We start from the raw sequence: 14,512 nt of genomic DNA on the forward strand, positions 1-14,512 counted from the left end.
TACGGCAAGGTGCTCAGTCGTCCCGGCCTCGATCTCGCGCGCCGCGAGGTCTGCATCGTGGCGGCGTGCGCGGCGGCGGGCCAGGACCGCCAGTTGCACTCGCACCTGCACGGTGCGCTCAACGCCGGCGTGGCGGCTCCCGCGGTCACCGCGGCGCTCGACGCGCTGGATGGTCTCATTCCGCCCGGGCGCCTGGAAACAGCGCGGCTACTCTGGGCGCGCGTGCAGGGGAAATAGGCATGTTCATCGATCGCGCAGTGGTGAAAGTCGAAGCGGGCACCGGCGGCTCCGGCCAGACGTCGTTCCGCCGCGAGAAGTTCGTCCCCATGGGTGGGCCCGACGGCGGCGACGGCGGACGCGGCGGCGACGTCATCGTCCAGGCCGACTCCAACCTGTCCACGCTGCTGGACTACACGTACCGCGACTTCTGGAGAGCCGAGCGCGGCGCGCACGGCGAGGGCTCCAACCGCACGGGGCGGTCGGGCGCCGACGTGGTCATGCCGGTGCCGCCTGGCACGGTGATCCGGGATCTGGGCAGCGGCGAGCTGCTCGGCGAGGTGCTGGCCGACGGCGACACGCTCATCGTGGCCAAGGGCGGCCGCGGCGGCAAGGGCAATGCGTTCTTCGTCACCGCCACGCACCAGTCGCCGCGCGAATGGCAGCCGGGCGAGGAGGGCCAGGCGCGCACGCTGGAACTCGAACTCAAGCTCATCGCCGACGTGGGGCTCGTGGGCCAGCCGAATGCCGGCAAGTCCACGCTGTTGTCGGTCATCTCGGCTGCCCGTCCAAAGATCGCCGACTATCCGTTCACCACCCTCGCGCCCAACCTCGGCGTGGTGCCGCTGAGCGGGCAGCGCACGTTCGTGGTGGCCGACATTCCGGGCATCATCGAGGGCGCGCACGAGGGCAAGGGGCTGGGGCTGCAGTTCCTGCGCCACATCGAGCGCACCCGCCTGCTCGCGTTCCTCGTGCCCATCGATTCCATGGATTGGCAGGCGGAGTACGACCAGTTGCGCGGCGAGGTGGCGGCGTATTCCCCGGCGCTGGCGCGGAAGCCCCACTGCGTGGTGTTCACCAAGATGGACCTCTGGGGCGACGACCCGACGCCGGACCTCGACGCGCCGGAGGCATTCGGCGTGTACGCCATCAGCGCGGCCGCGCGCACGGGGCTCGAGTCCCTGCTCGCGGGCTGGTGGACCCAGATTCTCGATCTCAAGAAGCTCGGTGAGCGACGCCCGGAGCTGTCCGACCTCCCCTGAAGCGCGCGCCGCGCTCGCGCTCTCGATGATCGACGGCATCGGGTGCGCCACGTTCCACGAATTGATCGAGCGATTTGGCTCCGCGGCGCGGGCGTTGGATGACGCGGCGCTGCGCGGACGCGCCGCCGAGGCCTTCGCATCCGCCGACGCGGCGCTCGTCGATGCGGCTCGTTTCGGCATGACGCTGTACGTGCACGGCGACCCGGCGCTGCCGGTGGGCCTTCGCGATCTCCCCAATCCGCCGCCGGTGCTCTGGGCCATGGGCGAGCGCGCGCTGCTGCGCGAGATGCCGCGCGTGGCCATCGTGGGCACGCGGCGCGCCACGGCGTACGGCGAGCGGATCACGCGCGCGCTCGCGGGCGCGTTCGCGCGCGCCGGGGCGTGCGTGGTGAGCGGGATGGCGCGCGGCATCGACGCCGCGGCGCATCGCGCCGCCCTCGAGGCCGGCGGCTGCACGATCGCCGTCCTCGGCACCGGCGCCGACATCGCCTATCCGGTGTCCAACCAGATGCTGCACGCCGAGATCGCCAGCAAGGGACTGCTGCTCTCCGAGTATCCGCCCGGCGAACGGGCCAACGGGGGGTCGTTTCCACGGCGCAATCGCGTGATCGCCGCGCTGGCGGCGCTCACGATCGTGGTCGAGGCCGGGCGGCGCAGCGGCGCGCTCATCACCGCCAGCGACGCCACCAATCTCGGCCGCGCCGTGGGCGCGGTGCCCGGTCCCATCGATCAACCGCAGAGCGAGGGCACCAACCTCCTCTTCCGCGACGGCGCGCACCCCATCACGTCGGTGGAGGACGCGCTGGCGCTCCTCGGCCTCACCCGGGCGGTGCGGCTGCCACAGGTCGTTCCTGGCGGGGACGCGGCCCGTGTGTGGGATGCCCTGGCCGATGGCGAGATCGCGCTCGACGCGCTCTGCGCCCGCGTCGCCCTCCCGGCCGATCGCTGCCTCGCGGCCGTGACGGCGCTGGAACTCGGCGGCGCCGTGGAGTGCGCCATCACGGGCGAGGTGCGCCGGCGCATCGGCTAGTGGGGCAAACGTGCGGCCGCCCGATGCGATCCCGGCCTCCGGTATATTCCGGTGTGCCGCCGCGCCATCTCTACGTCCACGTGCCCTTCTGCGCCAGGCGCTGCTCGTACTGCGACTTTGCCATCGCCGTGCGGTCCCGCGTGCCGGTGGACGACTACGTGCGCGCGGTGGCCGAGGAGTTGGCGTTGCGGCACCCCGATGCGCCCGAGTGGTCGCTCGACTCGCTCTATTTTGGCGGAGGCACGCCGTCCAAGCTGGGCGGCACCGGCGTGGCGCGCCTGCTCGACGCCGTCCGCCAACGGGTGGCGCTCGCGCCGGCTGCTGAGGTCACGCTCGAGGCCAACCCCGAAGACGTCTCGCCCGACGCGGCGCGGGACTGGGCCGGCGCCGGCGTCACGCGGATCTCGCTGGGCGCGCAGTCGTTCGACGATCGCGCGCTCGCCTGGATGCACCGCACGCACGACGCGCAGGCCATCGGCCGCGCCGTGGACGCCGCGCGCGCGGCCGGCATCGAGAACCTGTCGCTCGATCTGATCTTCGCGCTGCCCGAATCGGTGGAGCGCCATTGGACGCGCGATCTCGCGAGCGCCCTGGCACTGGAGCCCACGCACCTCTCACTCTACGGACTCACCGTGGAGCCCGCCACGCCGGTGGCGCGGTGGCGCGACCGTGGCCAGCTCCGCGAGGCGCCGGAAGAGCGATACGAGCGCGATTTCCTCACCGCGCACGACACCCTGGCGGCGCGCGGATTCACGCACTACGAGGTGTCCAACTTCGCCCGTCCGGGTCGAGAATCGCGCCACAATTCCGCCTACTGGACGGGCGTGCCGTACGCAGGCGTCGGCCCGTCGGCCCACGCGTTCGACGGCGACCGCCGGCGGTGGAACCTGTCCCCCTACGCGGCCTGGATGGCGCGGATCGCCGATCGGGCTGACCCCATCGACGCCGACGAACTGCTCACGGCGGACAATCGAGCGGTTGAAGCGGTGTATCTGGGGTTGCGGACGGCACGGGGATTGCAATTGATGGAGGGCGAGGCCGGCCGACTGCAGCCATGGCTGGAGTCCGGGTGGGCCACCGTGGATTCGGCGGGAGTGCTGCGGCTGACCGCGGTTGGATGGATGCGCTTGGACGCCCTCACCGAACACTTGACCAACCTTCGAAGTCGTTACTATATTTGAACTTATGGCCGTCGAGCAACTGAGTCCCAGAGAACGGAGCGTGCTTGAAGCCGTGATCCGGACGTACGTCGAGACTGCCGAACCGGCGGGCTCGCGCACGCTCTCGCGGCGCTTCGGGCTGGGTGTGTCTCCGGCCACCATCCGGAACACGATGAGCGACCTCGAAGACAAGGGGTTCCTCGCTCACCCGCACACATCGGCGGGCCGGGTTCCCACGAACAAGGCCTACCGCGCGTTCGTGGATTCGCTGCTCGTGCGGAGCCCCGTGGCGGTCATCGAGCAAGGCCGTCTGGCCGAACAGATCGGGCGCGCCGACTCGCCCATCGAGACGATCCTCCGCCGCGCGGCGCAGAGCCTGGGCGTGCTGGCGCAGGAGCTGGGCGTGGCGCTCGGGCCGAGTCTGGCCAAGACGCTGCTGCGCAGTCTCGACCTGGTGCGCGTGAACAGCGAGCGGTTGCTGATGGTGCTGCAGCTTGAAGGCGGGGTGGCGCGCACGGTGTTCGTGGAGGTTCCGGGCGAGATTGCCGACGGCGTGCTCGCCGAGGTCACGGCGGTGCTCAACGAGCGGCTGGCCGGCCTGTCCCTCGATCAGATCAGCGCGTCGGTGGGTTCGCGGCTGCGCGACTCGTCGGCCGGCGCCGACGCGCGCGTGCTGCTCAACATCTTCGTGCAGGACGCGGAACTGCTGTTCGACGCCGCGCTGCCGCTCACCGAGGGCGCGGTGGTGCTCGGGCAGGCCTCGGTGCTCGCCGAGCAGCCGGAGTTCTCGGCGGCCGATCGCATGCGGCGCCTGCTCGACCTCACGCAGAGTCCGCAGTCGCTCGCCGACGCGATCCGCGCGCGGCCGCACGCCCCCGGCATCTCGATCACGATCGGAACCGAGCATGCCGATCCGCGACTCGAGGAGTTCACCGTGATCACGGCGGAGTACCACGCCGGCTCGCTCGCCGGCGTGATCGGCGTGATCGGCCCCACGCGCATGTCGTACGACAAGGTGATCGCGCTGGTGTCGCATACCTCGCAACTGCTCACCGACCTGCTCGACTGAGATCCTTTCATGGCTGATTTCTATTCCGTGCTCGGCGTGCCGCGCACCGCGTCGGACGACGACATCAAGAAGGCATATCGCAAGTTGGCGATGACGTACCACCCCGACCGCAACGCGGGGGCCAAGGACGCCGAGGAGAAGTTCAAGGAGATCACCGAAGCGTACGACGTGCTGCGCGATCCGCAGAAGCGCGCCGCGTACGACCGGTACGGCGAGGCGGGACTGCGCGGCGGCGGTGGCGGGGCCGGCTTCCATCACGTGGACCTCTCCGAAGCGCTGGGCATCTTCATGCGCGACTTCGGGCTGGGCGGGTTCGAGGAGCTGTTCGGCGGCGGCGGCCGCTCGGGGGGCAGCGTTCGCACCGGCGCCGACGTGCGCATCGAGATTCCGCTCACGCTCGAAGAAGTGGCCGGCGGCGTCGATAAGAAGGTGGTGGCCAAGCTGCTCGATACCTGCGATCAGTGCAGCGGCACCGGTGCCGAACCGGGCACGCGCGTGGAGACCTGCGCGAGCTGCGGCGGCGCCGGCGAAGTGCGGCGCGCGCAGCGCTCGTTCTTCGGCCAGTTCCTGACCGTGGTGCCGTGTCCCACCTGCAAGGGCGAAGGCACGATCATCCAGTCGCCGTGCAAGAAGTGCCGCGGCGAAGGACGCGTGCGCGGCGAGCGTGAGCTGGCCATCCAGATTCCCGCCGGCGTGGCCACCGGCCAGTACATGACCATGCGCGGCATGGGGAATGCCGGGGCGCGCGGCGGCACGCGCGGCGACGTGCACGTGGTGTTCGAGGTGGCGGAGGATCCTCGCTTCGAGCGCGACGGCGAGGATCTCTACACCGAGGTGCTGGTCACCTATCCGCAACTCGTGCTCGGCGCCGACATCCTGGTGCCCACCGTCGCGTCGAGCGTCTCGCTGCGCGTGCCGGCCGGCACGCAGAGCGGTCAGGTGTTCCACCTCAAGGGGCGCGGCCTCCCGCGGGTGAATGCCGGCGGCACCGGCGACCTGCACGTGCGCGTGCAACTCTGGACGCCCGATCGGCTCACCGACGACGAGGAGCGGATCATCACGGAACTCGGCACCGTGCAGAAGAGCGTGCCGATGGGTGGTCGGGAGAAAGGCTTCTGGAAGAAGATGAAAGAAGCGCTGGGCGCGTGAGCTGGACCACCGTGCGGGTGCGCTCCCGCTCGCGCCGCGACGCCGTGCTGGCGGCGCTGTTCGGAGCCGGCGTGGGCGGCGTGCACGAGGACGGCGACAGCTTCGTCACCCAGGTGGACCACACGCTCGATGCCGTCGCGCTCACGGCCGCGGTCCGCGCGGCCGATCCCGCCGCGACGATCGAACTGGCGCCGCTCGACAACGTGGACTGGGCGGAGGAGTGGAAGCGCGGTGTGCGGGCGCATACGGTGGGCGCGCTCACGGTGGCGCCGCCGTGGCTGGCCGCGGCTTCCGACGGCGCGCGCACGATCGTGATCGAACCCGAGATGGCGTTCGGCACCGGCGAGCACGCCACCACGCGCGGGGTGCTGGCGCTGATGCAGGGCGTGGTGCGGGCCGGGGACCTGGTGGCCGATCTGGGGTCGGGGAGCGCCGTGCTCGCGATCGCCGCCGCCAAGCTCGGCGCGCGGGGCGTGGCCGCCATCGAGATGGACCCCGACGCGATCGGGAACGCGGAGGCGAACGTGGCTCGCAATGCGGTGGGTGATCGCGTGCGCGTGATCCTCGGCGACGCGGGGCAGCTCCTGCCGCTCGTCGCGCCGGTGCAGCTGGTGCTCGCGAACATTCTCTCGTCGGTGATCCGCCCGCTGCTGCCGGCGATCGGCGCTGCGCTGGCGCCCGGGGGGCACGCCATCTTCAGCGGCATTCTCCTCACGGAGCGCGACGAACTGTTGGCGGCGCTCGGGGCGTCGGGCTGGCGGGTGACCGCCGAACTCGTGGAGGACGCATGGTGGAGCGTGGCGGTGGCGCGACCGTAGCGACCTTCTTTGTCGAGACCGCGCCGGTGATCGGTGCGGTCTTGGTGCTGGCCGAAGCGGCGGCGCGGCACGCGCGCGTGCGGCGGCTCGAGGCCGGCGACCCGGTGCGTCTGGCGGATGGGGCGGGCACGATCGCCGCGGGATCCATCACGCGGATGGACCACCGGGCCGTGGAGGTGTCGGTGACGGCGTGCGCGATGGTGGAGCGGGCGGCGCCGTTGACCCTGCTCGTGCCCGTGGCCGATCGCGACCGGATGCTGTGGCTGGCCGAGAAGGCCGCCGAATTCGGCGTCACGGCATGGCGGCCCGTGGTATATGCGCGCTCGCGGAGCGTCTCGCCGCGCGGAGAGGGCGCCGGGTTCGACGCCAAGGTCATGGCGCGAATGATCGGCGCGCTGGAGCAGTCGGGCGGGGCATGGCTGCCCCGGATCCATGCGGCCTGCGGGCTCGATGCGGCGATCGATGCCTGCGGTTCCGCGCAGCGATTCGTGCTCCATGCGGGTGGCGCCGCGCTCACCGCGCTGGGCCCGTTCACCGACACGGCGGTGGCGGTGGGGCCGGAGGGCGGCCTGGAGGCCGAAGAGCTCGCGCTGCTGGAGGCGCGCGGCTGGCGCGCCGCGTCGCTGGGGAATACTACTTTGCGATTCGAGACCGCGGGCGTCGCCGCGGCGGCGATCGTCCGCGCCACGCAGGGTCGCTGATCGAACCGGGAGGCCGGATGTCCGACAACTGTCTGTTCTGCCGCATCGCGCGGCACGAGATTCCGTCCGCGGTCGTGGTGGAGAACGAGCAGTACCTGGCGTTCCGCGACGTGCACCCGCAGGCGCCGGTGCACATCCTGGTCATTCCCAAGGCCCACGTCGAATCGCTCAACGCGGTCGGCGATTTCGCGATCGTCGGCAAGATGACGCAGCTGGCCACCGAGATCGCGGAGCGGGAAGGCATCGCCGAGCGGGGGTACCGCGTGGTGATGAACACCAACGCCGACGGGGGGCAGTCGGTGTTCCACCTCCATCTGCACCTGCTGGGCGGCCGGTCGCTGGGATGGCCGCCGGGGTGAGGTGCTAGGCCGGCGTGCTCGCGATCTCGCGCGGGAACGCCAGGTGCCGTTCGATCTCGTCGCGCGCCGCGAGCAGCCGCTCGACCTCGCGCGACACCTCGGCGGCGATGTTGAGGTGCGTGGTGAGCCCCTCGACCGTGGCCGACCCGGCGTGCAGGCGCAGGAGATTGAGCCGGATGGTCTCGAGCGCGCCCACGGCCTCGGTGAGTTTGTCGTGGATGGTGTCGCGCATGGCGCGGATGTCGGCGTAGGCCTCGGCGGCGCCGCCGTCGGGCGCGGCGGCCAGCGCTTCCTGCAACTCGTTGTACTGCGCGCGCAGGCGCTGCGCGTCGTCCTGGAGGCGCGTGAGCACGCGGGGCAGGTTGCCCAGCGCCGCGCGCGTCTCCCGGGGCAGGGTCTCGAACAGGTGCTCGGCGGCCAGGCCGAGCGCGAGTTCGGTGGCGCGGTGCGTCATCACCGACGTCACCTGCTGCCGGCCCGTGAACCGCCGGGCGACGCCGAACAGCAGGCGTCCGATGCGACCCGTCCATACGCGTTTCCAGAAGGCGCTGTCGGCGTCGTCGCGTTCCTGGACGGCGGCCAGGTACCCGATGGTCGCGAAGAAGGTGCCGATGCTCGAAATGGAGAACACCGGGATCCCCAAGTAGGGGAACTCGAACGGCCGAAACGCGGAGGCCAAGATACCCGCCGCCGACGCCCCCGCGGTGATGCCGAATGCCTGCGCCGCCCGGCGGAGGAGTTTCTCGTACCGCGCCAGCCCCAGCCCATATTGGCCCGCGCGCTCCTCGCGCGCCTGGTCCAGTTCCGCCTGAAATGCCGGACCGATGTCGGACTGCGCGAACCCCAGCCGCAGCATGCGCCGCGCCGCGTTCACGAGATACGCGATGGGCGTGCCGATGCCGACCACGGCCATGGTCGTGTACGCCGCCGTGGGCCCGAACAGATACGACACGCCCACCGTCGCGCCGAGCAGCGCGAACGGAAAGAGAATCGTGCCCGGCCCGTTCAGGCGGCCCCAGTCCTTGGCAAAGGCGCGCATCGCCACCGGCAGCTCGCGCCGTTGCTCCAGCGCCGCGTCCAACTGCTCGGCCAGCGCCTCGCCGGTGGGCGGGCGGTGCGCCGGGTCCTTGGCCAGGCAACGGTCCACGAGCGCGGCGATCTTTCGTGATACGGGAATACCCATGGACGACAGGGCCGGTGCCGGCTCTGTCACCTGCCGGGCCAGCACCTCGGTGGGGGTCTTGCCCTCGAACGGCAGTCGTCCGGTGAGCGCGTAGAACGTCGTCGCGCCGAGCCCGTAGAGATCGCTCCGGCCGTCCAACTCCTGGCCCAGCACCTGCTCCGGGCTCATGAATTCCGGCGTGCCCGAGATGCCGTCGCCCGCGGCGTCGGCGCCCACGGCGGCGATGCCGAAGTCTGCCACCAGCACCCGGCCCGTGCCCGACTCGAGCAGGATGTTGTCGGGCTTCACATCGCGATGCACGAGTCCGTGGGAATGCGCGTGGGCGAGTGCCCAGGCCGCGTCGCGCATGATGCGGGCCGCGTCGGAGCTCGACAGGGGGCCGTGGGTGCGCACGCGCTCGGCCAGCGTCTCGCCGTCCACGTAGGCCATGGCGTAGAACACGAAGCCGCCACTGTCGTCCACGGCGTGGATCGGGATGATGTTCGGGTGCGACAGCTTGGCCGCGAGTCGGGCCTCGCGCAGGAAGCGGTCGCGGAGGGCGGGGTCGCTGGCCTTGTCCGGCGGCAGGAGTTTGATGGCCACCGGCCGGTCGAGGTGCACCTCGCGGGCCAGGTAGACGATCCCCATGCCGCCGCGGCCCAGTTCGTGGTCGATCGAATAGCGGCCGGCCAGCGCGAACTGGAACGCAACGAACAGCGGATCGGCGGGGGAGCCGGGCGTGCTCATGCGCCAGTATACCATCCCCCCTCCATTGACACCAGACCAACTATGCCGCTAAGCTTAAGGGCTACGCACACTTATCCGGCGCCGCAAACGCCATGAAGGGGGGAGAGACCTTTTGTCGGAAGTCATCATCCACGACGATGAAAACTTCGAGCGCGCGCTCAAGCGCTTCAAGAAGAAGTGTGAGAAGGCGGGTATTCTGTCGGATCTGCGCAAGCATCGTCACTATGAGAAGCCGAGCGAGCGCCGCAAGCGCAAGATGAACGCGGCGATCCGCAAGAACCGCAGGAGCCGTTCCTCGTAATGTCCGCCCTGATGGCTCGATTGCAGAGCGATCTCAACGCGTCGCGCAAGGCATTGAACAAGCCGGCGACGTTGTTGCTCGGAACGATCATCTCCGACGTCAAAAATCGCTCCATCGAGCTGCGCCGCGACCTCACGGACGACGACGTCATCGAGGTCCTCCGGCGAGGCATCAAGCGGCGGCGCGAGTCGATCGAGATGTTCACCGCCGGCAAGCGCGACGAGTTGGCGGACAAGGAACGCGCCGAGGTGGCACTGCTGGAACTGTACCTCCCGGCGTCGATCGATCCCGAAGAGATCCGCACCGCGGTGCGGGCCGCGATTGCGGCCGGTGCCGCCAACGTGGGCGCCGTGATGGCGAAGGTCATGCCGCAGTTCAAGGGTCGGGCCGAGGGCAGCACGATCAATGCGATCGTACGCGAGGAACTCGCCCCGAAGGAGTGACGGTGCTAGCCAACGCAGGTTCCGGAACCCGAATGGGCGGCTCTCCCCGCCCGTTCGGGTTTCGTGTCCGGGCCCGGTAGGGCGGCGTGAACGCGCACGCCCTGGGGGTCCTCGAATTTCCCCGCGTCCTCGATCTGGTGGCCGATCGGGCGACGTCGGCGCTGGGCGCCGCGCGCGTGCGCGCGCTCACCCCCGTGACCGACCGCCCCTGGCTCGACGCGGAGCACGCGCGCGTGGCGGCGGTGCGTGGCCTGCGCGAGGGCGAGCAGCCCTGGTACCCGGAGCCGGTGCCCGATGCCGCGGCCGCGCTCACCCGCCTGCGCGTGGCCGGCAGCCGGTGGTCGGCCGCCGAACTGCGCGATGGCGCGCTGCTGCTGCGTTCGTCGCGGCGCACCCGCGACGCACTGCAGGAACCGAGGCGTCCCGCCGTGGCCCGCGCCGTGCTGGCGCCGTTCGTGCCCCGCCTGGTGGACCAGCGCGCCGTGGAGGACGCCATCGAGCGCACCTTCGACGAGGACGGCGAGGTCCGCGACGACGCGTCGCCGGAGCTCCACCGCCTGCGGCGCGAACTTCGCAAGTCCGAAGGCGAGCTGGTGCGGATCCTCGAACGCGCGATGGCGCAACTGGCGCCGCACCTGCGGCCCGTGGATCTCTCGATCACCGTGCGCAACGGCCGCTATGTGATTCCGGTGCGGCGCGAGGGACGCGGCGCGGTGGGCGGCATCGTCCACGATGCGTCGGCCAGCGGCGCCACGCTGTTCGTGGAGCCGCCGGCGGCGGTGGAGTTCGGCAACCGCCTGCGCGAACTCGAAGCCGACGCGCAGGAGGAAGTGGAGCGGATCCTCGCCGCGCTCACCGAGCGCGTGCGCCCGTTCGCCGACGCCATGATCGAGGCCCTCGCCGCCCTCACCGAGCTCGATGCGCTCTACGCGCGGGCGCGCTTCGCCGACGAATTCGACTGCGCGAGCGCCACGCTCGTGCCCGCCGGCGAGGGATTCGACGTCGTGCGGGGCCGCCACCCGCTGCTCGTGGCGCAGGGCATCCCGGTGGTCGCGTTCGATCTGGCCATGGGGCCCGGGGAGCGCACGCTGCTCGTATCCGGCCCCAACACGGGCGGCAAGACGGTGTTGCTCAAGGCGCTGGGGCTCATCTCGGCGCTCGCCCAGAGCGGCATCCCGGCGCCCGTGGGGCCGGCATCGCGCATCGCCGTGGTGGACGACTTCTTCGCCGACGTGGGCGACGAGCAGTCCATCGAGGCCAGCCTGTCCACGTTCAGCGCCCACATGAAGAACCTGGCCGAGATCGTGCGCCACGCCACGCCCGACTCGCTGGTGCTGATCGACGAACTGGGCTCGGGCACCGATCCGCAGGAGGGCGCGGCGCTCGGCTGGGCGATTCTCGAGGCGCTCACGCGCCGCGGCACCACGACGCTGGCCACCACCCATCTGGGGACGCTCAAGGAGTTGGCGGGCCAGGAACGCGGCGTCATCAACGCGTCGCTGCAGTTCGACGCCGTGGCGCTCGCGCCCACCTACCGTCTCGTGAAGGGCATCCCCGGGCGCTCGTACGGCATCAGCATCGCGCGCCGTCTCGCGATGCCCGAAGCCATCGTGGCGCGCGCCGAGGAACGCATCCCGCAGAACGAGCGCGACACGTGGGACCTGCTCGAACGCCTCGAAGCGCGCGAGACGGACCTCGAGGCGCGCGAAGCGGAGACCACGGCCGTGCTCGACGACGCGCGGCGTCGCGTGGCGGAGCTGGCCCGTCGGGAGCACGCGGTGCACGATCGCGAACGCCAACTCGAGCGCGCGTCGCGCCAGGAGGCGCGGCGCTATCTGCTCGATGCGCGCCAGGAGATCGAGCGCGCGATCCGCGATCTCAAGCAGTCGGGCGCCGAGGCGGTGGAGGAGGCGGGACGCGAGGCGCGGCAGCGCGCCGAGCGCCTGGCCACCGACCAGGCGCAGGCGCTGCAGGCACTCGATGCGGCCGAGGCGCGGGAGTCGCGCGCGCGGCGGGCGGGGGCAGGCGCCGGCGCGGCGCCGCTCATCGCCGGGGCGCGTGTGGCGGTGGGCACGCTGGACGGGAAGCCGGGCCGGATCATCGATCTCCGCGACGCCATGGCGGTGGTGGCGGTGGGGTCGCTGAAGCTCACCGTCCCCGTGACCTCGCTGGCCCCGTTGGGGGACCAGGAGCCGCCGGAGGTGGGGGTGGGCTGGCACGGTGACCTCCCCGAAGCGCATGCGCCGAGCGAGATTGATCTGCGAGGGATGCGAGCCGATGAAGCGGAGAGCCTGGTCATGCAAGCGATCGATGCGGCGGTGCGCGCCGACCTGCGGATGCTCCGCATCATCCACGGCAAGGGCACGGGCGTGCTGCGCGAGCGCGTGGCCGAGATGCTGAAGAAGGATCCGCGCGTGCGGAGCTTCCGCCTGGGCGCCTGGAACGAGGGCGGGGCGGGCGTCACGATGGCCGATCTCGCATGATCCCCGACGACGTCGTGGAGCGCGTGGCCGAGGCGGCCGACATCGTGCAGATCATCGGCGAGCACGTGAAGCTCAAGCGCGTGGGCACGCGATGGCGCGGGCCCTGTCCGTTCCACCAGGGCACGCACCCGAACTTCTCGGTCACGCCGGGCGGCGGCTACCGGTGCTTCTCGTGCGGCGAGACGGGCAGCGTGTTCACGTTCGTGCAGAAGCGGCTGGGGCTCGACTTTGCCGAGGCGGTGAAGTACGTGGGCGAGAAGTCGGGGGTCGAGGTGCGCGAGATGGCGCGGCGGCGCGAAGGGCCGGACCCCCGCGAGCCCCTGTGGGAGGTGAATGCGGCGGCGGCCGACTATTTCCGCCGCATGCTGTGGGAGAACGAGATGGGCGCCGCCGCCCGCGAGTATCTGGCGCAGCGCGACGTGAACCAGGAGCAGGCCGACCCGTTCTCCCTGGGCTTCGCGCCGCGCGAGATCGGGCTCATGCGTGCCCACCTGCAGACGCTGGGCTTCGACGACGCGCGCCAGCTCGAAGCCGGATTGCTCGTGAAGAAGGAGGACGTCGAGGAACCGCGTCCGCGGTTCCGGGGGCGGCTGATGTTCCCGATCCTCGACGTGCAGGGGCGGGTGATCGCGTTCGGCGGCCGGATCATCGGCCAGGGCGAGCCCAAGTATCTGAACTCGGCCGAGTCTCCCACGTTCGTGAAGGGCCGCACGCTCTACGGCCTGTCATGGGCCAAGAATGCGATCCGTCGTACCGACCGCGTGATCCTCGTCGAGGGCTACTTCGACTGCGTGCGCCTGATGATGGCCGGACTGGACGAGGTCGTCGCCCCGCTGGGCACGGCCCTCACCGAGCCGCAGGCGGATCTCCTGCGCCGGTACACCAAGAACGTCTTCCTGCTCTACGACAGCGACAGCGCCGGGCTCAAGGCCACCTTCCGCGCCGGCGACGAACTGCTGCGCCTGGGGATGGCGGTGCAGGTCGTGACCCTGCCCGACGGCGAGGACCCCGACACGTTCGTCAAGGCGCACGGCAAGGACCGGCTCGAGGAACACATCACCCACGCGATCGACGTCTTCGAACGGAAGATCCAGATTCTCGAACGGCACGGGTCGTTCGCCGATCTTCGGCGCAAGCGCCAGGCGCTGGACAAGCTGCTGCCCACGCTGCGCGCCGTGTCCGATCCGATCACGCGGGACCTGTACGTGGCCCGCACGGCCGAGGTGGCGGGCGTGAGCCGCGAACTGCTGGAGCGGGAGATCGGGCATGCCGCCGACACGTCCCGTGGGTCGCCGCCGGAGCCGCCGCCGCCGGATGATTTCGACACGTCCCGCCAGCCCGAACCGCCGCGGCGCATGCCGCGCCGTGACGTCCGGCGGACCCCAGGGGTTAGGACAGAGTGGGAACTCGTGCATGTGATGTTGCATCAACGGACGTATGTTGAATCGGTGGCGGAGCGCATCGGACCCGAGGAATTCCGGGAACCCGCGCTGCGCGCGATCTACGCCAGGCTCGTCTCCACCTCGGCCGATGCCACGGTGGACGACCTCGCGGCGGGACTCGATGAGGATGCGAGCGCGATGCTCGAATCGCTTCTCGCCGAGGTGGGAGGGTTGGAGGATGTCGGACGTACCATCCAGGATTGCTTGGCCACGCTGCAGATCCAGCAGCTGCATGAAGCGATGCGGGAAATCGACCGCCAGCTTCCGCTGGCGGCAGGCTCGGAGCAGGACGAGCTGATGCTGCGCAAGAAACAACTGTCGGACGAGTGGCGCTCACTGGGCGGGCGCGGCTGGAAGTCGTTCGGCGGGACACGCTCATGATCGGGGAG

Annotated in this window: 14 protein-coding genes; 13 read left to right on the top strand and 1 reads right to left on the bottom strand. The window is 70.9% G+C overall.

The features are described 5' to 3' along the window. The 9 genes from VNE60_00570 to VNE60_00610 form a co-directional block, all read left to right on the top strand. Positions 1–237: carboxymuconolactone decarboxylase family protein (locus tag VNE60_00570; GenBank protein HVB29999.1), on the top strand; the 237-nt coding region annotated here is incomplete at its 5' end. A gap of 2 nt (positions 238–239) precedes the next feature. Then, entirely contained in the window at positions 240–1,259 is a 1,020-nt protein-coding gene (obgE, locus tag VNE60_00575; GenBank protein HVB30000.1) for a GTPase ObgE, read from the top strand. Further along, the gene (gene dprA, locus VNE60_00580) at positions 1,225–2,289 is read left to right on the top strand and encodes a DNA-processing protein DprA (protein ID HVB30001.1); all 1,065 of its coding nucleotides are present in this window, start codon (positions 1,225–1,227) and stop codon (positions 2,287–2,289) included. Before obgE ends, dprA begins: the two co-directional genes overlap by 35 nt. 53 nt (positions 2,290–2,342) lie before the next feature. After that, complete coding sequence (gene hemW, locus VNE60_00585; protein HVB30002.1) at positions 2,343–3,470, top strand: radical SAM family heme chaperone HemW; 1,128 nt, start codon at positions 2,343–2,345, stop codon at positions 3,468–3,470. A gap of 4 nt (positions 3,471–3,474) precedes the next feature. Continuing rightward, positions 3,475–4,518: a heat-inducible transcriptional repressor HrcA gene (hrcA, locus tag VNE60_00590; protein HVB30003.1), complete on the top strand. Its 1,044-nt coding sequence runs from the start codon at positions 3,475–3,477 to the stop codon at positions 4,516–4,518. Between the two features lie 9 nt (positions 4,519–4,527). Next, positions 4,528–5,667, top strand: a complete 1,140-nt coding sequence (gene dnaJ / locus VNE60_00595) for a molecular chaperone DnaJ (protein HVB30004.1) — start codon at positions 4,528–4,530, stop codon at positions 5,665–5,667. Beyond that, positions 5,664–6,485 carry a 50S ribosomal protein L11 methyltransferase gene (locus VNE60_00600; GenBank protein HVB30005.1) on the top strand — a complete coding sequence of 274 codons (822 nt, stop codon included), beginning with the start codon at positions 5,664–5,666 and terminating at the stop codon, positions 6,483–6,485. The genes dnaJ and VNE60_00600 overlap by 4 nt, the downstream gene beginning before the upstream one ends. Continuing rightward, the gene (locus VNE60_00605; protein HVB30006.1) at positions 6,455–7,186 is read left to right on the top strand and encodes an RsmE family RNA methyltransferase; all 732 of its coding nucleotides are present in this window, start codon (positions 6,455–6,457) and stop codon (positions 7,184–7,186) included. Before VNE60_00600 ends, VNE60_00605 begins: the two co-directional genes overlap by 31 nt. A 17-nt stretch (positions 7,187–7,203) precedes the next feature. Beyond that, positions 7,204–7,545: a histidine triad nucleotide-binding protein gene (locus tag VNE60_00610; GenBank protein ID HVB30007.1), complete on the top strand. Its 342-nt coding sequence runs from the start codon at positions 7,204–7,206 to the stop codon at positions 7,543–7,545. Positions 7,546–7,549: 4 nt separating this feature from the next. Here the strand turns inward: VNE60_00610 and VNE60_00615 are convergent, their stop codons facing one another. Continuing rightward, entirely contained in the window at positions 7,550–9,454 is a 1,905-nt protein-coding gene (locus tag VNE60_00615; protein ID HVB30008.1) for a serine/threonine-protein kinase, read from the bottom strand. Between the two features lie 112 nt (positions 9,455–9,566). Between VNE60_00615 and rpsU the strand changes: the two genes are divergently transcribed. From rpsU to dnaG, 4 genes are all read left to right on the top strand, one after another. Beyond that, positions 9,567–9,755 (top strand): 30S ribosomal protein S21, encoded by a 189-nt coding sequence (rpsU, locus tag VNE60_00620; GenBank protein HVB30009.1) that lies wholly within the window; start codon positions 9,567–9,569, stop codon positions 9,753–9,755. Continuing rightward, positions 9,755–10,198, top strand: coding sequence for a GatB/YqeY domain-containing protein (locus tag VNE60_00625; GenBank protein ID HVB30010.1), 444 nt, complete (start codon positions 9,755–9,757; stop codon positions 10,196–10,198). The genes rpsU and VNE60_00625 overlap by 1 nt, the downstream gene beginning before the upstream one ends. Positions 10,199–10,284: 86 nt before the next feature. Further along, entirely contained in the window at positions 10,285–12,681 is a 2,397-nt protein-coding gene (locus VNE60_00630) for a Smr/MutS family protein (protein HVB30011.1), read from the top strand. After that, positions 12,678–14,504, top strand: coding sequence for a DNA primase (gene dnaG / locus VNE60_00635; GenBank protein HVB30012.1), 1,827 nt, complete (start codon positions 12,678–12,680; stop codon positions 14,502–14,504). The genes VNE60_00630 and dnaG overlap by 4 nt, the downstream gene beginning before the upstream one ends. Positions 14,505–14,512 lie beyond the last annotated feature (8 nt).

Source organism: Gemmatimonadaceae bacterium, from assembly GCA_035533755.1.
GTDB lineage: Bacteria > Gemmatimonadota > Gemmatimonadetes > Gemmatimonadales > Gemmatimonadaceae > JAGWRI01.

Excerpts from the sequence above, each read along its gene's own strand:
- VNE60_00605 (HVB30006.1), top strand. The coding sequence starts at position 6,455 with ATGGTGGAGCGTGGCGGTGGCGCGACCGTAGCGACCTTCTTTGTCGAG.
- VNE60_00625 (HVB30010.1), top strand. The coding sequence starts at position 9,755 with ATGTCCGCCCTGATGGCTCGATTGCAGAGCGATCTCAACGCGTCGCGC.
- dnaJ (HVB30004.1), top strand. The coding sequence starts at position 4,528 with ATGGCTGATTTCTATTCCGTGCTCGGCGTGCCGCGCACCGCGTCGGAC.
- VNE60_00615 (HVB30008.1), bottom strand. The coding sequence starts at position 9,454 with ATGAGCACGCCCGGCTCCCCCGCCGATCCGCTGTTCGTTGCGTTCCAG.
- obgE (HVB30000.1), top strand. The coding sequence starts at position 240 with ATGTTCATCGATCGCGCAGTGGTGAAAGTCGAAGCGGGCACCGGCGGC.
- dnaG (HVB30012.1), top strand. The coding sequence starts at position 12,678 with ATGATCCCCGACGACGTCGTGGAGCGCGTGGCCGAGGCGGCCGACATC.
- VNE60_00610 (HVB30007.1), top strand. The coding sequence starts at position 7,204 with ATGTCCGACAACTGTCTGTTCTGCCGCATCGCGCGGCACGAGATTCCG.
- hrcA (HVB30003.1), top strand. The coding sequence starts at position 3,475 with ATGGCCGTCGAGCAACTGAGTCCCAGAGAACGGAGCGTGCTTGAAGCC.